Genomic DNA, 18,148 nt, shown 5'->3' on the forward strand with positions numbered 1-18,148 from the left:
AGGCGAGGATGCCCGGGGCGCTCGCGGTCAGTGACCGAGCAGCTCGTCGCGCACCTTGCGGCGCAGCACCTTGCCGATCAGCGAGGTCGGCAGGGCGTCGACGACGACGATGCGTCGCGGCACCTTGTAGGGCGTGAGGTGCTTGCGGGCGAAGGCACGCAGCTCGGCGACGTCGACCTCGGCACCGGGGGAGACGACGATCGCCGCGGCGACCTGCTCGCCGCCGGGGCTCGGCATGCCGACCACGGCCGCGTCGACGACGCCTTCGAAGCGCGTCAGGACCTCTTCGACCTCGGAGGGCGCGACGTTGAACCCACCGGTGATGATGAGCTCCTTGATGCGGTCGACGACGCGCACGAAGCCGTCGTCGTCGACGGTGACGATGTCTCCGGTGCGGAACCAGTCGCCGTCGACGAAGACCTCGCTCGTGGCCTGCGGCTTGCGGTAGTAGCCGGTGAACACCTGGGGGCCGCGCACGATCAGCTCGCCGGACTCGCCGGGGGCGACGTCGACCGTCGGCTGGTCGGGGTCGACGACCCGCACCTCCGTGCTCGGCAGCGGGAGCCCCACGGTGCCGGCGCGGCGGGTCGGCCCGACGGGATTGGCCATCAGCACGGGCGAGCACTCGGAGAGCCCGTAGCCCTCGACCAGCCAGCCGCCGGACTCGGCCTCCCACGGCTCGACGACCTCGGCGGACAGGGGCATGGCGCCCGAGATCGCGACCTCGACGCCGCGCAGCGAGACGCCGGCGTCGTCGGCCGCCTTGCGGAGGCGCGTGTAGATCGGCGGGACGGCCGGCAGGAAGGTCGGCGGTCGCTTCTTCATGACCTTGAGGACGAGCGCCGGGTCGAAGGCGGGGAACAGCACGAGGCGCGCCCCCATGCTCATCGCGAAGGTCAGGCAGAGCGTCAGGCCGTAGGCGTGGAACATCGGCAGGACGGCGTAGACGGTGCACGCGCCCTGCTCGATGGTCGGCACCCAGGCCCGTGACTGCGCCGCGTTCGAGAGCAGGTTGCGGTGCGTCAGCTGCGCGCCCTTCGGCGTGCCGGTGGTGCCGCTCGTGTACTGGATGACCGCGAGGTCGTCGGTCTCGGGGCGGGGGTGCTTGGAGCGGATCGGGCGCGAGCCGACGACGTCCTCCCACGGGGTCGTGCCACGGACCGGCGCGAAGAGGCGCTCGCGGGACTCGCGTGCCTTGGCGATCGGCAGACGGAGGGCCAGCCGCGTGCCGAACGGCATCGCCTTCGTCACGTCGACCGAGACGACGTGGTCGACCGCGACGTCGTCCGGGAACGCCTGGATCGTGTCGACGACCTTGTTCCAGGCGATGGCGATCTTGGCGCCGTGGTCTTCGAACTGGTGACGCAGCTCGCGCGGCGTGTAGAGCGGGTTGTGCTCGACGACCACGGCGCCGAGACGCAGGACGGCGTAGAACGCGACGACGTGCTGCGGGCCGTTCGGCAGCACGAGGGCCACGGTGTCGCCGTGGCCCACTCCGAGCTTCCGCAGGCCCTCGGCCGCACGCGCGATCTGCTCGACGAGCTCGGTGTACGAGGTCGTGGCCCCGAAGTACTCGAGCGCCACCGCCTTCGGGTAGCGCTTCGCGCTGCCGTCCACCAGGTCGAGGAGAGAGCCCGTGACGGGCTCGATCTCGTGCGGGACGCCGGGGGCGTACGAGTCAAGCCAGGGACGCGGGGTCTCGATGGTCACCCTCTCACTCTAGGGCGAACGAGGCCGTTCGATCGTGCGCGTCGTGCAGCGACGCGGGGAAGAGGCACCTGGACGTCTTCCAGACGGGCGGGCGTTGGATCGGGGGGACCCGCACCCCGACGAGAGGAACACCGTGAGCAAGGTCTGGTTCATCACCGGAGCATCCAAGGGCTTCGGCCGCGAGTGGGCCGAGGCCGCACTCGAACGAGGCGATCGCGTCGCCGGCACCGCGCGGAACCTCGACGACGTCGCCGGTCTCGTCGAGCAGTACGGCGACGCCTTCCTGCCGCTTCAGCTCGACGTCACCGACCGCGCGGCCGACATCGCCGCCGTGCAGGAGGCCGCCGAGACGTTCGGTCGTCTCGACGTCGTCGTGAACAACGCCGGCTACGGCCACTTCGGCATGGTCGAGGAGATCAGCGAGAGCGAGGCCAGAGGGCAGCTCGAGACGAACCTGTTCGGCGCTCTGTGGGTGACGCAGGCTGCTCTGCCGATCATGCGCGAGCAGGGGTCGGGCCACATCGTGCAGGTGTCCAGCATCGGCGGCATCAGCGCGTTCCCGACGGTCGGCATCTACCACGCGTCGAAGTGGGCGCTCGAGGGCATCAGCCAGTCGCTGGCGCAGGAGGTGGCGGGCTTCGGCATCCACGTCACCCTGGTCGAGCCCGGCGGATTCAGCACCGACTGGTCCGGCCCGTCCGCGTCGCGCAGCGACGAGCTCGAGGAGTACGCCGAGGTGCGCGAGGCCGCCTCGAAGCGCCCGTCGGCCGCCGACCCGGGCGACCCGGAGGCCACGCGCGGCGCGATCCTCAAGGTCGTCGACGCCGAGCAGCCGCCCCTCCGCATCTTCTTCGGCAGGGCCCCGCTCGAGATCGCGACGAAGGACTACGAGTCGCGTCTCGCGACGTGGAACGAGTGGCAGTCCGTCTCGGTCGAGGCGCACGGCGGCTGACCCTCCGTCGCCGACGCCCGCCGCGCCTCCTGCGTCTCTCGAGAGCTGCGGGAGGCGCGGTGTCCGTTCACGGGAGTCCTCAGGTCCGAGAGCGCATGATCGGGCCATGACCGACCTCGTCTCCCCGCTGCGCGCCCGTCTGCAGCAGACCTTCAACGGGCAGGCGACGGGCACGCCGCAGTGGATGATCGACCTCGAGAAGGGCGACGACGAGGGGTTCTTCGAGCCGGGGTCGGCCGTCTGGGCCGTGCACGGGGCCAAGGCGACCATCGCCGCCGGCGTGAGGGCGCTGCTCGTCCAGGCCCTCCACCCCGGTGCGCTCGCCGGAGTGCACGACCACTCGCGCTTCAAGGAGGACCCCCTGGGGCGGCTCGCCGGGACGATCCGCTGGATCTACACGGTCACCTACGGCAGTCGGGACGCCGCGACCCAGGCGTCGAACTGGGTCTCGCGGCTGCATACGAAAGTCGTCGGGCAGTACGACGACCGTCACGGCGTCTCGCACGGTTACGCGGCCAACGACCCCGAGCTGCTCAGCTGGGTGCACATGGCCTTCGCCGACTCGTTCCTGGCTGCCTTCCATCGATGGGGCGGGCGCGAGGTGCCCGGAGGCCCCGATGCCTACGTCCGCGAGTGGGCCGTCGCCGGCGAGCTGATGGGTGTGCCGAATCCGCCGCTGACCGTTGCCGAGATGCAGCACCAGCTGATGGACTTCGATCGCCGGGGAGTCCTCGAGCGGACCTCCCGCACCGACGACGTCGTGCGGTTCATCCGGCGTCCGCCGCTGTTTCCCGTCCTCCGGGCCGGCTACCCCCTGCTGTTCAACGGCGCGGTCGCGACGCTGCAACCCCGATTCCAGGAGCTGCTCGATCTGCGTCCGCCGCACGTCGGTCCCGTCGAGCTGCCGACCGCCGGTCCCGCCGCGGCCGTGCTGCGGGGAGTGGGCGCCGTCATGGGCCCGCGGCCGCCGGCTGAGAAGCACGCGCTGACGCGACTCGAACGACTCGGGTGGACATCGGTCTGACCCCAGCAGGCGACTGAGAGGATGTCGTCGTGACCGACACCGCGCCTCCTCGTCCCCATCGACCGTTCCGCCTCCTGCGCGACGTCGTCGTGATCGTGCTCATCGCCCTGCTCGTCTCGTGGGGCGTCCGCACGTATCTGGTGCGGTCGTTCTACATCCCGTCCGCGTCGATGGAGAACACGCTGATGATCGGCGACCGGCTGGTCGTCAACGTGCTCGCCTCGAACGTGATGCCGCTGCACCACGGCGACATCGTCGTCTTCGAGGATCCGGGCGGCTGGCTGCCGGGGGAGCCGGGGCAGGACCTCGTCAAGCGCGTCATCGGTCTGCCGGGCGACACCGTCTCGTGCTGCGACGCCGAAGGGCACGTGCTCGTCAACGGCGAGCCGATCGACGAGCCGTACATCACGGTGCCCGCGGGCGACCCGGCGTCGCTGACGCCCTTCGACGTCACCGTGCCCGAGGGGGCGCTGTGGGTCCTCGGCGACAACCGCGAGGACTCCGCCGACTCGCGGGCGCACCAGAGCGGGCCCTACGCGGGGTTCGTCCCGGAGGAGAACGTCGTCGGCCGGGCCTTCGTGGTGTTCTGGCCGTTCGACCGGGCCCGCTGGCTCTAGTCGTGCCGGGACGTCCCGTCTGGCTCTGGTCGTGCCGGGAGGGCCCGTCTAGCCCGCGGCGATGAGGGTGTCGCGGACCTGCCTTCGCAGAACCTTGCCGATCAGCGACTTCGGCAGCTCGTCGACCACCACGACCCGGCGCGGCACCTTGTAGGCCGCCAGACGCCCGCGGCAGTGATCGCGCACGGCGGCCTCGTCGAGGGTCGCGCCCGCGGCCAGGACCACGGCCGCGACGACGTCCTCGCCGCCCTCGGCGCGCGGGACCCCTACCACGGCGGCCTCGGCGATGCCGTCGGCACCGAGCACGGCCTCCTCCACCTCGGACGGGGCGACGTTGAAGCCGCCCGTGACGATGAGCTCCTTGATGCGGTCGACGATGGTCACGTAGCCGTCGGCGCTCATGCTGACGATGTCGCCGGTGCGGAACCAGCCGCCCTCGAGGAACGCCTCGGCGGTCTCGTCGGGCCGGTTCCAGTAGCCGCGGAACACCTGCGGACCACGCAGAAGAAGTTCGCCCGCTGCCCCGGGAGGCACGGGTCGGGTCGGATCGGGGGAGTCCCGGTCGACGACGATCGCCTCCGTCGACGGGAACGGCACCCCGACGGTGCCGACGCGGCGGGTCGGGCCGATGGGGTTGCCGAGCGCGACGGGCGAGGTCTCGGTGAGACCGAAGCCCTCGACGAGCATGCCGCCCGTCACCCCCTCCCAGGCGGTCACGACGGAGGTCGGCAGATTCATGGCACCCGAGATGGCGAAGCGGGCCGACGACAGGTCGACGCGCTTCTCGCGGGCGCCGTCGGCGAGTCGCTGATAGATCGGCGGCACCGCCGGCAGGAAGGTCGGCGGGTGCTTCTTCGCCGCCTTGAGCACGAGGTCGACGTCGAACTTCGGGAACAGCACGAGCCGCGCACCGAGACTCATCGCGAAGGTGAGGCACAGCGTCAGCCCGTAGGCGTGGAAGAACGGCAGCACGCCGTAGACCGTCTCGGCGCCCTCGACCAGCCCCGGCACCCACGCGCGCCCCTGCTCGGCGTTGCTGCGGAGGTTGCGGTGCGTGAGGATCGCGCCCTTCGGCGACCCGGTGGTGCCGCTGGTGTACTGCAGCAGGGCGACGTCGTCGACCTCGGGTCGGGGGTGCTTCTTCTTGATCGGGCGGTTCGACAGCAGGTCGTCGAACGTCGAGTCGCCCGTCGCGCCGTCCGTCAGCGCCGCCCGCGACGACCGCGCGGCGGGCACCGGCAGCTTCAGCGCCAGCCGGGTGCCGAGCGGCATGCCCTTCGTCACGTCGACCGACACGATGGTCGTCAGGCCGAGGTCGGAGGGCAGGGCGCGGAGGCGGTCGACCAGTTTGTCCCAGGCGACCGCCACGGTCGCGCCGTGGTCTTCGAAGAGGTGGCGCAGCTCGCGGTCGGTGTAGAGCGGGTTGTGCTCGACGACGACGGCGCCGAGGCGCAGCACGGCGTAGAACGCGACCACGTGCTGCGGGCTGTTGGGGACGATCAGGGCGACGCGGTCTCCTCGACGCACGCCGAGCCTCCTGAGCCCCTCGGCCGCGCGCGCGATCTGGTCGCCCAGATCGCGGTACGACGTCTCGCGCCCGAAGAACTCGAGGGCCGGCCGCGTGCGGTGCGCGGCCACGGCGTCGTCGATCAGGTCGACGAGGCTGCCCGTGACGGGCTCGATGTCGGCGGGGACGTCAGGAGCGTAGCTGTGCAGCCACGGGCGGTCGATCGGAGCGGTCATGCCCCGAGCTTGCCAGGGTCGGGTGATGAACCCCCGGGAGGCGCGACTGCGTGGGGCGTGTCAGCGCGCGTCGCGGCCCGTCAACGCGAGCAGGCGGATGCGGAGCGGGGCGTCGTCGCCGACCGGCACGGGCGACGCGAACAGCCCCGAGGCCTCGAGAGCGTCCTTCTGCGGCTCGAAGACGCCCCAGACGGCCTCGACCAGGGCGTCGTCCAGCTCTTCGTCGGCGCCGACCGCACGAGCGAGATCCCAGCTGTGGATCGTGACGTCGGCGACCTGCTCGGCCAGGTACTCGTGCACGGGGACGACGTCGGCGCTCAGTCGGACCTCGGCGTGCGGATCGGCGTCGCGCCAGGCCGCCGTCGCGGCGTTCGACCAGCGGTGCCAGGCCTCGACGAGGTCGTCTCCGAGCGGCTCGATGGAGTTCTCGGCCTCGGCGGGGTCGCCGCCCTCGAGCAGGAGGGGCACCCACTGCTGCTCGCGGGTCACGTGACGGACGAGGTCGCGGACCTTCCACTCGGTGTCGGGGGTGGGGGCGTCCCAGTCGGCCACGGCCTCGACCCGGCGGGCGAACTCGTCGTGCGCGGTCTTCTGCAGGGTGATCCAGTCGACGGTCATGGGAGTCCTCTCGGGTGGTGCGGGGCTGACTGCCAGGGCCAACCGTACGGGGCCGCGCATTGTTCCGCGGGCCGGTGCGGCGGGTTCCCGTCGTCGGGGGCGGGTCAGCGCTGACCCGCCGCGGATGACGGGAACCCGCCGGAGCCCAGGAGGCGCGGGTCGCGGGCCCGCCGGAGCCGAGGAGGCGCGGGTCGCGCATGAAGGGCCCGCATCCGACGGACGGATACGGGCCCTCGAGAGGTGCTGCTGCTTACGCGGGGAGCACGAACTGGATTTCGAGCGTGACGGTCACGTCGTTGCCGAGCGTGAAGCCGCCGGCCTCGAGGGCCGCGTTCCAGGTGACGCCGAAGGCGGTGCGGTCGATCTTGGTGGTCGCCGAGAAGCCGAGCTTGGTCTGGCCGTAGCCGTCGACGACGAGGCCGCCGAACTCGCTCTTCAGGGTGACGGGCTTGGTGACGCCACGGAGGGTCAGGTCGCCGTGCACGAGGAACTCGTCGCCGCTCTTCTCCTCGATGCTGGTGGAGACGAAGGTCATCTTGGGGTGCTCTTCGGCCAGGAAGAAGTCGCCGGTCTGCAGGTGACCGTCGCGGTCCTTCTGGTTCGTGTTGACCGACGCGACGTCGATCGAGGCCGTGACCTTGCTCGCGGTGTGGTCCTCGGCGGTGACGAGGGTCGCGTCGAACGACTCAAAGCTGCCCTTGACCTTGCTGATGGCGAGGTGACGGACGCTGAAGGAGACCTCGCTGTGCGTGGGGTCGAGGTTCCAGGTGCCGGCGGGGATCGTCTCGGTGGTGATTGCCATGGTGTTCTCCTGTTGGTCTGGGTGACTGATGTGACGGTGTCCGGTGATGTGACGATGTCCGGTGATGTGACGATGTCCGGTGATGTGACGATGTTCGGTGGTGCGATGACGTCTGGGGTTTCGGTGACGTGTCACCGAAGGTCGGTACGAGTATATGCAAGTGCATCCACCCCTGACTAATTCCCGTTACGCCGGGTTTCTCCGCGCCGGGTCTCAGGCGGGTCGCTCGTCGGGCGAGACGGTCTTCGACGGGTCGGTCTCGGCCAGGTCGCCGAGCGCCTCGTCGATCGCCGTCATGACCTCGGCGGGCAGCTTCACGCCCGCGGCCTTGACGTTGTCGCCGACCTGCTCGGGTCGCGAGGCGCCGATGATGGCCGACGCCACGTTGTCGTTCTGCAGCACCCAGGCGATGGCGAGCTGGGCCATCGAGAGGCCCAGATCGGCGGCGATCGGCTCGAGCTTCGCGACTCCGGTGAGCACCTCGTCGGTGAGGAACCTCTTGATCGAGCTCGCGCCTCCCTTGTCGTCCGTGGCGCGGCTGCCGGCGGGCAGCTCGGCGCCCGGCTTGTACTTGCCGGTGAGCACGCCCTGCGCGACCGGCGACCAGACGATCTGGCCGAGACCGTGCTGCTTGCTCGTGGGCACGACCTCCTGCTCGATGACGCGCCACAGCATCGAGTACTGCGGCTGGTTCGAGATGAGCTGCACGCCGTACTTCACAGCCAGCTCGTGCCCGGCACGGATCTGGTCCGCGTTCCACTCGCTGACCCCGATGTAGAGCGCCTTGCCCTGGCGGACGACATCGGCGAACGCCTGCATGGTCTCTTCGAGCGGGGTGTCGGCGTCGTAGCGGTGCGCCTGGTAGAGGTCGACGTAGTCGGTGCCGAGACGGCGGAGCGACCCATCGATCGACTCGAGGATGTGCTTGCGGCTGAGTCCGACGTCGTTGTGACCGCGGGGCCCGGTCGGCCAGTACACCTTCGTGAAGATCTCGAGCGACTCGCGACGCTCGCCCTTGAGCGCGTCGCCGAGCACCTGCTCCGCCGCCGTGTTCGCGTACGCGTCGGCGGTGTCGAAGGTCGAGATGCCGGCGTCGAGCGCGGCACGGACGCACTGCGTGGCGACGTCGTTCTCGACCTGCGAGGCGTGGGTCAGCCAGTTGCCGTACGTGATCTCGGAGATCTTGAGGCCGCTGTTTCCTAGGTATCTGAAGTCCATGTCGTCAAACTACGCGCCTCGGGTGGCCGACGGGCTGCCCCCGACCGGGGGACGTTAACGGGAGATTACGAGAAGCTGGCAGTTCCCCGGCAGCCGCAGGATCCGACCAAACCGATTCTCCAGCACCCCCCGAACCGGTGCCATACCCGAGGTGAGAACCCTCGGACGAGGGGCGCCGCCGACTGCCGCCCCGGCGCCGACCCCGAATCGCGCGACCTGCTGAGCATCACGCTGCTCGACGACACCCACGATCAACCCGACCTCTTTGACAGGAGAGTGACCCGTGTCGACTGACCCGACGCACAATCCCGACCTGCTGGCAGCCGGTGAGCCCGCCCCGCTGCTGACCCCGCAGGCACCGGCCTCGCCCGAGACGTTCGTCCCCAACCGAGGAGGCGCGGCGACGGGCGGCGAAGGACTCGCCGGCTTCCAGCTCCCCGACTGGTCCGCCCTCGAGTGGATCGGCTACTCGTCGCTCGTCGTCATCTCGCTGCTGCTCACCGCGGTGGCCGTCTCGACGCTCTGGTGGATGCTGCACGCGTGGCGCTCGAAGGACAACCTCGAGGGCAGCCAGTTCAGCGAGGACCCTCTCGACGCCGCTCACTCCTTCACCCTGCTGGTGCCGGGTCGGCACGAGGAGGAGGTCATGGGCCAGACCCTCGACCGACTCGCCCTGCAGGACCATCCGGACTTCGAGATCATCGCGATCGTCGGTCACGACGATCCCGGCACCGAGCGCGTCGCCCGCGAGGCCGCCGCGCGCCACCCCGAGCTGATCCGCGTGATCGTCGACTCGAGCGTGCCGAAGAACAAGCCGAAGGCGCTCAACCTGGCGCTGCAGTCGTCGCGGGGCGAGATCGTCGGCGTGTTCGACGCTGAGGACGAGGTCCACCCGCGCCTGCTGACGCTGGTCGACTCGCGGTTCACCGAGACCGACGCCGATGTGGTGCAGGGCGGCGTGCAGCTGATGAACTTCCAGAGCAGCTGGTGGAGTCTCCGCAACGTGCTCGAGTACTACTTCTGGTTCCGGTCGCGTCTGCACTTCCACGCCAAGGAGAAGTTCATCCCCCTCGGTGGCAACACGGTCTTCGTGCGCAAGGAGTGGCTCGACTGGTCGGAGGGCTGGGACGCCGAGTGCCTCGCCGAGGACTGCGAACTCGGGGTCCGACTCTCGAGCGCCGGGGCGAAGGTCGTCGTGGCCTACAGCCCCGAGGTCGTCACCCGCGAGGAGACCCCCGGCACCTTCGTCTCCCTCCTCAAGCAGCGCACCCGCTGGAACCAGGGCTTCATGCAGGTCTACGGCAAGGGCGAATGGAAGAAGCTCCCCCGACTCCGTCAGCGTCTGATGGCCCGCTACCTGCTCACCATGCCCTTCATCCAGGCGGCGACCGGGCTGATGATCCCGATCTCGATCGCGCTGATCCTCACCGTCAAGGTGCCGACGGCGATCGCGCTGGTCTCGTTCATCCCCCTGGCGCCGACGCTCGTGCTGCTGGCCGTCGAGTTCACGGGTCTCCGCGAATTCGGTCGCACCTACGGGCAGAAGGTCCGGGCGCGCGACTACTTCCGACTCGTCTGGGGTCTGCTGCCCTACCAGATCTTCCTGGCCCTGGCCGCCGTCCGGTCCGTCTGGCGACAGGTCCGCAAGATGAACGCCTGGGAGAAGACGGAGCACACGGGCGCCCACCGACCCGCCGCCGTGCCCGCCCCGCTCGGGCACGGCGCCCCGACGCCGACCCCGACCCCGACGACCGACGTCGCCGGCCGTCCGACCGACGACCTCGCCCTGACCGGAGGTGGTGACCGATGACAAGCATCCTCGACCGACCAGCCGACACGACCGTCGCACCGGACGCACCGAGCCGGCCGCGTCCGGCCGAAGCGGACCGCGCGCCCCGGGTGTCGTGGCTCCGTCGCCACGGCGCCTCCCTGCTCTGGCTCCTGCCCGTCCTCGCCGTCGCCGCCGTCGTGCAGAGCCTCAACATGGCCGGCTCGCCGCAGCGGATCGACGACGAGGGCACCTACGTCGCCCAGGCCTGGGCCGTGCAGAACCTCGGCGAACTCGCCCACTACACCTACTGGTACGACCACCCGCCCGTGGGCTGGCTGCAGATCTCGGCGTACACGGCCCTGACCGGCGCCTTCTCGCGCTACAGCATCGCCGTCCTCGCGGGCCGCGAGGCCATGGTGTTCTTCACCGTCGTCGCGGTCGCCCTGCTCTGGGCGCTGGCCCGCAGGATCGGGCTGACCCGCGTGGCCGCCTCGGTCGCCGCCCTCGTGTTCGCCGTCTCCCCCCTCGCCGTGCAGTTCCACCGCACCGTGTACCTCGACAACGTCGCGACCCCGTGGCTCCTCGCCGCCTTCCTGTTCGCCCTGAGCAGGCGGCACCAGCTGGCCGGCTACGCGGCGGCCTCCGCGTCGTTCGGCATCGCCGTCCTGTCGAAGGAGACGTACCTGCTGGCCCTGCCGTTCCTCGCCTGGGTGATGATCCGGGGAGCCGACCGCTCGACGCGTCGCTACACCCTGTCGATCGCCTCGGCGCTGCTCGTGCTGATCGGCCTCTCGTACATCGCGCTCGCCGGGGTCAAGGGCGAGCTGCTGCCCGGCGCCGGGCGCGTCAGTCTGCTGGAGGGGATCACGTTCCAGCTCGGCACCCGCGAGTCGAGCGGCTCGATCCTCGACACGGGCAGCCTCTTCTTCGCCACCGTGTCGCAGTGGTGGCAGCTCGACATGGTCGTCATCGTGCTGGGCGCGGCGGCCTCGGTCGTCGGCGTCTTCCTGACGAGGGTCCGGCCGATCGCCGTGATGATGGTCTTCCTCATCGCGTTCATGTTCCGCCCGGGCGGCTACCTGCCCGTCCCCTACGTGATCATGCTGCTCCCGTTCGCGGCGCTGCTCATCGCGGCCGTCACGGACTCGGCCGTGCGCTCGCTCCGCGCCCGGCGCGAGAGCCGGGTCGGCACGGCGGCGGGCCGCTCCGGCGCCGTCGTCTGGATGGCCGTGACCGCGGTGGCCGCCGTCGCCGTCGTGCCGCTCTGGACGACCCAGCTCCGCGGGTTCTTCCTCTCGGACCTCGACGCCCCCATGCGCGACGCGCAGGGGTGGATCTCGGACAACGTGCCGAAGGACAGCCGACTGCTCGTGGACGACGCGATGTGGGTCGACCTGGTCGACGACGGCTTCGCACGGGACAACGTCATCTGGTTCTACAAGCTCGACACCGACGGCGCCGTCCAGGCCCAGTCGCCGAACGGGTGGCGCGACAGCGACTTCATCGTCACCACCGAGTCGGTCCGCACCTCGGGCGGCTCGTCCGAGGGCATCCGCCAGGCCCTCGACAACTCCACGGTCGTCGCGTCGTTCGGCAGCGGCGACCAGGAGGTCGACGTTCGTCGCATCGACACCGACGGGGCCGCCCAGGCCGCGACCGATGCCGACGCCGACGCCGCGGCCCGATCGCAGGTCGGTCGCGAACTCGCCCAGAACCCGTCGCTGCAGGTGTCCGACGTGTTCCGCCAGGCGCTCACCGACGGCCGGGTCGACCCGAGGGCGATGATCGTCCTGGGCCAGCTCGCCGCGGCCGGCCCGATCGACGTCGCCGACCCCGGCGCGCTGCCGGGCGAGTCGGAGGGGCTCTTCCGCCAGCTGGAGATCAGCCCCGCCGACGGTCAGTCGGTCGACGATCTGGCCGCCGTCGTCGACGGACTCGGATCGACCTACGCGCCCGTCGTCGCCGACCCGACCGATGACGGCCTGATCGCCACATGGTCCGCCCTCCCGCCGAGCGGCCTGCTCGGCTGAGCGGCAGGGCGGCGCGTGGTCGATCCGACGCGCGCCGCCCCTCCTCCCGCCGGCTCCTCCTCGAGCCGGATCCCGACCGGAAAGGAACCACCTCATGGCATCCGCCATCAGCACCACCCGAACCCCCGCCTCCTCCCGCCGCCGACTCACCGCAGCTCTCGCCCTGGGCGTCGCCGCGACCGCCGCCGTGGCCGCCTCGGTCGTGGGCGTCTCGCCCGCCCAGGCCGCCGAGGGCGACGGCTGGGTCCGTGTCGGCCACCTGTCGCCCGACACCAAGTCGGTCGACGTCACCCTCACCTCGATCAAGGGCGGTCAGGTCGTCATGGACCTCGACGACGTCACCTACGGTCAGGTCAGCCCCTACGAGGCGCTGCCCGCGGGCACGTACGTCGTCTCGATGACCGCCGCCGACGCACCGGCCGCCGAACCGGTGATCAGCACCAACGTCACCGTCGAGAGCGGGCAGCCGATCACCGCGCTGGCGTACGGCGAGAACGACGACCTCCGGACCGAGGTCTTCACGGACGACCTCACCGCCCCCGCGCCCGGCGAGGCGAAGCTCCGCCTCGTGCAGGCGGCGAACGTCACCGACACCGTCGACGTGTCCACCAGCACCGGCACCACCATCGCCAGCGACGCCCCCTTCGGCAGCGCCACCGGGTACGCCAGCGTCGACGCCGGCCCGTGGACGCTCGACCTGGCGGGTGACGACGTCGAGGGTTCGGCGGACGTCGACCTCGCCGCGGGCAGCGTCAACACGCTGTTCGTGCTCGACAACTCGACGGGTGGACTGACCGTCGTACCCGTCGTCGACAGCGCCTCGACCGCCAAGACCCCGCAGGGCGGAGTGCAGACCGGTGGCGGCTACCTGGCCGAGCACCCCTCCGACGAGGCCTCCAGCGAGACGCGGGGCGGCTTCTGGGCGTCCGTGCTCGGCTTCCTCCGCATCGGCTGACGCCGCGGCGGAGCGAACCGACGGACGAGGAGGCGCGGCTCGGCGCCGCCGGGCACCGCGCCTCCTCGACCGGCACGACGACGACAGCACAGTGAGGAACGACATGACGAAGAAGACGAGACTGCTGCTCGCAGCGGCGGTCGTGGTGGCAGTGGCCGTCACGGCCGGGATCGCCTCATTCGTCGTCGGCCCGTTCGGCGGTTCGTCGGACGAGGCGGGCGGACGGACGGGCGCGACCAGCGACCCCGGCATCACCCCCACCTCGGCACCCGAGCGGACGCCCGACGAGATCGGCGAGGCGTTCCTCGACGACTGGGTCGACTCCGACGGGCGCGTCGTCCGGCGCGACCAGGGCGACGACACCGTCAGCGAAGGGCAGGCGTACGGTCTCCTCGTGGCGGTCGGCGTCGACGACGAGAAGGCCTTCGACACCATCTGGGAGTGGACCACCGACAACCTCGTGCGCGACGACGGTCTGCTCGCCTGGCAGTGGGCGGACGGCGCCGTGGTCGACGACGGCCCGGCGAGCGACGCCGACGTGGACGCCGCTCGGGCGCTCGTGCTCGCCGGCGACGCCTTCGACCGCCCCGACCTGACCGCGGCGGGCGTCGAGCTCGGCGGCGTCGTGCTCGACACGATGACCGCATCGACCGACGTCGGGCGGATCCTCCTCCCCGGGCTGTGGGCCCAGGGCGATGCGCCGTGGTCGTACAACCCCTCGTACGCCTCGCCCGCGACCTTCCAGGAGCTCGGCGCCGCCAGCGGCGACCCGCGCTGGGACGAGCTCGCGGCCGGCTCGCGCGCCGTGACGACGGAGATCCTCGACTCGACCGCGCTGCCCAGCAACTGGGCGCAGGTCGCGCAGGACGGCACGGTGGTGCCCCTGCCGAGCGCCGACGGATCGAGCGGCACCGTCGAGTACAGCTACGACGCCGCCCGCCTGCCCCTGCGGTACGCCGAGTCGTGCGACCCGGCCGATGTGGCCCTCGCTGCGCGTCTGGCGCCGGTGCTGCAGCGCTACGACGAGCTGCCCATGCAGCTCGACCTGGGAGGCCAGTCGACCGGAGCCGACGACAGCCCGCTGGCCTACGCGGCCCGGGCGGCCGCCGAGGCCGCAGCCGGCGACCGGCAGGCGGCGGCCGACGACCTGCGTCGCGCCGACGAGGTCGCCACCTCGACCCCCACCTACTACGGCACGGCCTGGTCGGCGCTCGCAGCCCTGCAGCTCGACGGCACGTCGATCGGCGGATGCTCGCCTCTCGAGGAGGACTGACATGAACCCCACCACCTGGCTCCGTGAGCACACGAAGGCCGCCGTCGCGATCGGCGTCGCCGTCGCGCTGGCCGTCGGCGGCGTGACCGTCGCGGCCGTCGCGGCGCAGCCCGACGGCACATCGTCGACATCGACCGGCACCGAGGAGGCGCGGGGCGACTCGACCCCGCCCGTCTCGACCGAGGGGTTCCAGGACCCGGCGGCCCAGACGTACACCGCGCCTCCTGCGGACGCCGAGCCCGTGCGGGTGCGGATCCCGTCGATCGGCGTGGACTCGGGGCTCGAGGACCTCGGCCTCGGGGCCGCCGGCGAGCTGGACGCTCCCGAGGCGTGGATGTCGGCCGGGTGGTACGAGGACGGCGTCGTGCCCGGGGGAGTCGGCCCGGCCATCATCGCCGGTCACGTCGACTCGTCGACCGGGCCCGCGGTGTTCGTCGACCTGCCCGAGCTCGCACCCGGCGACGAGGTGCTCGTGACCCTGTCGACCGGTGAGGTCCGCACCTTCTCGGTGACCGGCAGCGAGACGGCCCCCAAGGCGAACTTCCCGACCTCCGACGTCTACGGGAGCACGCCCACCCCGACGCTGCGGCTCATCACCTGCGACGGCCGATTCGACTCGTCGACCGGCCACTACGAGGACAACCTGATCGTCTTCGCCGACCTGGTCTCGTGACCGGCTCGAACCCATCCGAACCCGACCCGACCCGCCCGACCCGACCCGAACGGGAGTAGACCCCACCATGAACGACGCGCTCGTGATCATCCCCACCTACGACGAGAAGGACAACCTCGACTGGATCGTCGGCCGCACCCTGGCCTCCGGCGCCGCGGTTGACGTCCTGGTCGTCGACGACGGCTCGCCCGACGGCACCGGCGAGCTGGCCGACGCCTACGCCGCCCGCGACTCCCGCGTGCACGTGCTGCACCGCACCGAGAAGGCCGGCCTCGGCGCCGCCTACCTCGCCGGCTTCGCCTGGGGTCTCGAACGCGGATACCACGCGGTCGTCGAGATGGACGCCGACGGCTCGCATCACCCCGAGCACCTGCCCGGCATGCTCGAGCTGCTGCGCGACAACGACCTCGTGCTCGGCTCGCGCTGGGTGCCCGGTGGCCGCGTCGAGAACTGGCCGATGCGCCGCGAGCTGCTCAGCCGCGGCGGCAGCTGGTACACCCGGGGCGCCCTCGGCATCCGCGTCGCCGACACGACCGGAGGGTTCCGGGTGTTCCGCTCGTCGGCTCTGCGCCGCATCGACCTCGACGAGGTGGAGTCGCGCGGCTACTGCTTCCAGGTTGACCTTCTCTGGCGTGCCCTGCAGGCCGGTCTCCGGGTCGTCGAGACGCCGATCACGTTCACCGAACGCGTCCACGGGGCCTCGAAGATGAGCGGCTCGATCGTCAGGGAGTCCCTGACCAAGGTGACCCTGTGGGGTCTCCGTCGCCGGTCGCTCGCGCTCGTCGAGCTGATCGTGCGGCACCGCCGCCTGCCGAGCGTCCGTGCGACGTCGCACCGCGTCGGACCCTCGAGCGGCGGCGTGTCGACGCGCTAGCGACCGACGGCGGACGGCGCACGCGCGCCCGGGCCGGTCGGGCCCGGGCGCGCGTCATCGAGGGCTCCGGCGTCAGCGGACGATCGCTACCGAGTGCGCCGGCAGCAGCAGACTGGACCCGGGCTCGATCGACGCGTCGCTGGCGAAGAGGACGGTGCTGCTCGGCACCGCGACCCGCGCCTCCTCGGCGGCGAAGTTGATCGCGATGCGGAGCTCGCCGCGTGTGAGCACGAGCCAGCGGGCGTCGGCGTCGTAGTCGACCGAGACGGAGTCGAAGCGCGGGTCGGTCAGGTCGGGCTCGCTGCGCCGCAGGGCGCCGAGACGACGGTAGGCGTCGAGCAGCACGGCGTGGCGACCCGACTCGAGCTCGGACCAGTCGAGCCTGCTGTTCTCGAACGTCGACGGCTCCTGCGGATCGGGCACGGACGATTCGTCCCAGCCCATCTTCGCGAACTCGGCGATGCGGCCCTTCGCCGTCGCCTCGCCGAGATCGTGCTCGGTGTGCGAGGTGAAGAACTGCCACGGGGTGGACGCCGCCCACTCCTCGCCCATGAAGAGCATCGGCGTGTACGGACCCGCGAGGGTCAGGGTCGCCGCGATGACGAGCTGACCGTCGTCGAGGGTGGCGGCGAGACGATCGCCGATCGCCCGGTTGCCGATCTGATCGTGGTTCTGGTTCGCGACGACGAGGCGCCAGGTCGGCATGTGGTCGGTGTCGACCGGCTGTCCGTGCGTGGCCTCGCGGAACGACGACCAGGTGCCGTCGTGGAAGAACCCCTTCGTCAGCACCTTCGCGAGCGCGCCGAGCGGCTCGAAGTCGGCGTAGTAGCCGGTCGTCTCGCCGGTCAGCGCGACGTGGACGGCGTGGTGGAAGTCGTCGCTCCACTGCGCGTCGAGGCCGTAGCCCTGCCGGTGCTCGGGGCCGAAGCCGCCGCCGTCGCGGGGGGTGATCAGGGTCGGGTCGTTGAGGTCGCTCTCGGCGATCAGCGACAGCGGGCGACGCAGGTGCGCGCTGAGGGCGGCCGTCCGCTCGGCGAGCTCTTGGAGCAGGTGCACCTCGCTGTCGTCCTTCAGGGCGTGCACGGCGTCGAGTCGCAGACCGTCGACGTGGTAGTCGCCCAGCCACATCGCCGTGTTGTCGAGGATGAACTCGCGCACCTCGTGCGCACCGTCGTCGTCGAGGTTGACGTTGTCGCCCCACGTGTTGGCGTGCTTGCTCGACAGGTACGGGCCGAAGAGCGGCAGGTAGTTGCCCGACGGGCCGAGGTGGTTGTACACGACGTCCTGGATGACCCCGAGCCCTGCGGCGTGCGCGGCATCGACGAAGCGCTGGTACGCCTCGGGACCGCCGTAGTTGTCGGTGACCGTGAACCAGTCGACGCCGTCGTAACCCCAGTTCCAGCGGCCGTTGACCCCGTTGACCGGCAGCAGCTCGACGAGGTCGACGCCGAGGTCGACGAGGTGGGGCAGCTTGCCGATGGCCGAGTCGAGGGTGCCCTCGGGGGTGAAGGTGCCGATGTGCAGCTCATAGACCACGGAGCCGGCGAGCTGACGGCCGGTCCAGGCGGCGTCGGTCCAGGCGAAGGCGCCGGGGTCGTAGGTCTCGCTGAGACCGTGCACGCCGTCGGGCTGACGGCGCGAGCGCGGATCGGGCAGGGGGGCGTCGCCCCCGTCGAGAACGAACCCGTAGCGGTGGCCCGGCGCGCGGTCGAGATCGGGGGAGGCGCGCCACCAGCCGGTCTCGGGCTCGTGCGTCAGCGGCAGCAGCTCCCCGTCGAGGTGCAGCTGCACGGTGGTCGCTTTCGGGGCCCAGACGTCGTAGACGCTCATCGGTCTCCTCGGGTCGGTGTCGGTGTCGGTGTCGGGTCGGTGTTCGGCTGCGGTCGAC

General features: G+C 71.2%; 15 protein-coding genes. 9 read left to right on the forward strand and 6 right to left on the reverse strand.

Translation table 11 applies throughout. The annotated features are described in order from the left end of the window. Positions 1-27: 27 nt before the first annotated feature. Entirely contained in the window at positions 28-1,710 is a 1,683-nt protein-coding gene (locus ACZZY9_RS13600) for a long-chain-fatty-acid--CoA ligase (protein WP_320476969.1), read from the reverse strand. Positions 1,711-1,843: 133 nt separating this feature from the next. Between ACZZY9_RS13600 and ACZZY9_RS13605 the strand changes: the two genes are divergently transcribed. The 3 genes from ACZZY9_RS13605 (at position 1,844) to lepB (ending at position 4,303) form a co-directional block, all read left to right on the forward strand. Beyond that, positions 1,844-2,662 (forward strand): SDR family oxidoreductase, encoded by an 819-nt coding sequence (locus ACZZY9_RS13605; RefSeq protein WP_463464479.1) that lies wholly within the window; start codon positions 1,844-1,846, stop codon positions 2,660-2,662. A gap of 106 nt (positions 2,663-2,768) precedes the next feature. Beyond that, positions 2,769-3,686 (forward strand): oxygenase MpaB family protein, encoded by a 918-nt coding sequence (locus ACZZY9_RS13610; RefSeq protein ID WP_463464480.1) that lies wholly within the window; start codon positions 2,769-2,771, stop codon positions 3,684-3,686. A 29-nt stretch (positions 3,687-3,715) separates the two neighbouring features. Beyond that, positions 3,716-4,303, forward strand: a complete 588-nt coding sequence (lepB, locus tag ACZZY9_RS13615) for a signal peptidase I (RefSeq protein ID WP_463464481.1) — start codon at positions 3,716-3,718, stop codon at positions 4,301-4,303. A gap of 48 nt (positions 4,304-4,351) precedes the next feature. Here lepB and ACZZY9_RS13620 read toward each other — a convergent pair whose 3' ends face one another. The 4 genes from ACZZY9_RS13620 to ACZZY9_RS13635 form a co-directional block, all read right to left on the reverse strand. Beyond that, a complete protein-coding gene (locus ACZZY9_RS13620; RefSeq protein WP_463464482.1) occupies positions 4,352-6,046 on the reverse strand; it encodes a long-chain-fatty-acid--CoA ligase in 1,695 nt (564 codons plus the stop codon). Between the two features lie 60 nt (positions 6,047-6,106). After that, a complete protein-coding gene (locus ACZZY9_RS13625) occupies positions 6,107-6,664 on the reverse strand; it encodes a TIGR03086 family metal-binding protein (protein ID WP_192059879.1) in 558 nt (185 codons plus the stop codon). A 250-nt stretch (positions 6,665-6,914) separates the two neighbouring features. After that, the gene (locus ACZZY9_RS13630; RefSeq protein ID WP_243215189.1) at positions 6,915-7,466 is read right to left on the reverse strand and encodes a YceI family protein; all 552 of its coding nucleotides are present in this window, start codon (positions 7,464-7,466) and stop codon (positions 6,915-6,917) included. A gap of 213 nt (positions 7,467-7,679) precedes the next feature. Beyond that, positions 7,680-8,684: an aldo/keto reductase family protein gene (locus ACZZY9_RS13635; RefSeq protein WP_463464483.1), complete on the reverse strand. Its 1,005-nt coding sequence runs from the start codon at positions 8,682-8,684 to the stop codon at positions 7,680-7,682. A 283-nt stretch (positions 8,685-8,967) separates the two neighbouring features. Between ACZZY9_RS13635 and ACZZY9_RS13640 the strand changes: the two genes are divergently transcribed. The 6 genes from ACZZY9_RS13640 (at position 8,968) to ACZZY9_RS13665 (ending at position 16,260) form a co-directional block, all read left to right on the forward strand. Further along, the gene (locus ACZZY9_RS13640; RefSeq protein WP_463464484.1) at positions 8,968-10,494 is read left to right on the forward strand and encodes a glycosyltransferase; all 1,527 of its coding nucleotides are present in this window, start codon (positions 8,968-8,970) and stop codon (positions 10,492-10,494) included. Beyond that, positions 10,491-12,485 (forward strand): ArnT family glycosyltransferase, encoded by a 1,995-nt coding sequence (locus ACZZY9_RS13645; protein WP_463464485.1) that lies wholly within the window; start codon positions 10,491-10,493, stop codon positions 12,483-12,485. The genes ACZZY9_RS13640 and ACZZY9_RS13645 overlap by 4 nt, the downstream gene beginning before the upstream one ends. 94 nt (positions 12,486-12,579) lie before the next feature. After that, entirely contained in the window at positions 12,580-13,440 is an 861-nt protein-coding gene (locus ACZZY9_RS13650; RefSeq protein WP_463464486.1) for a DUF4397 domain-containing protein, read from the forward strand. 103 nt (positions 13,441-13,543) lie between these two features. Then, on the forward strand, positions 13,544-14,713 hold the full coding sequence (locus tag ACZZY9_RS13655; RefSeq protein ID WP_463464487.1) for a glycosyl hydrolase family 8: 1,170 nt from the start codon (positions 13,544-13,546) through the stop codon (positions 14,711-14,713). 1 nt (position 14,714) lies between these two features. Continuing rightward, the gene (locus ACZZY9_RS13660; protein ID WP_463464488.1) at positions 14,715-15,386 is read left to right on the forward strand and encodes a class F sortase; all 672 of its coding nucleotides are present in this window, start codon (positions 14,715-14,717) and stop codon (positions 15,384-15,386) included. Positions 15,387-15,453: 67 nt separating this feature from the next. Continuing rightward, complete coding sequence (locus ACZZY9_RS13665; RefSeq protein ID WP_463464489.1) at positions 15,454-16,260, forward strand: polyprenol monophosphomannose synthase; 807 nt, start codon at positions 15,454-15,456, stop codon at positions 16,258-16,260. A 72-nt stretch (positions 16,261-16,332) separates the two neighbouring features. Here ACZZY9_RS13665 and treZ read toward each other — a convergent pair whose 3' ends face one another. Continuing rightward, on the reverse strand, positions 16,333-18,090 hold the full coding sequence (treZ, locus tag ACZZY9_RS13670) for a malto-oligosyltrehalose trehalohydrolase (protein WP_463464490.1): 1,758 nt from the start codon (positions 18,088-18,090) through the stop codon (positions 16,333-16,335). Positions 18,091-18,148 lie beyond the last annotated feature (58 nt).

The organism is Frigoribacterium sp. AC394 (genome assembly GCF_979258095.1).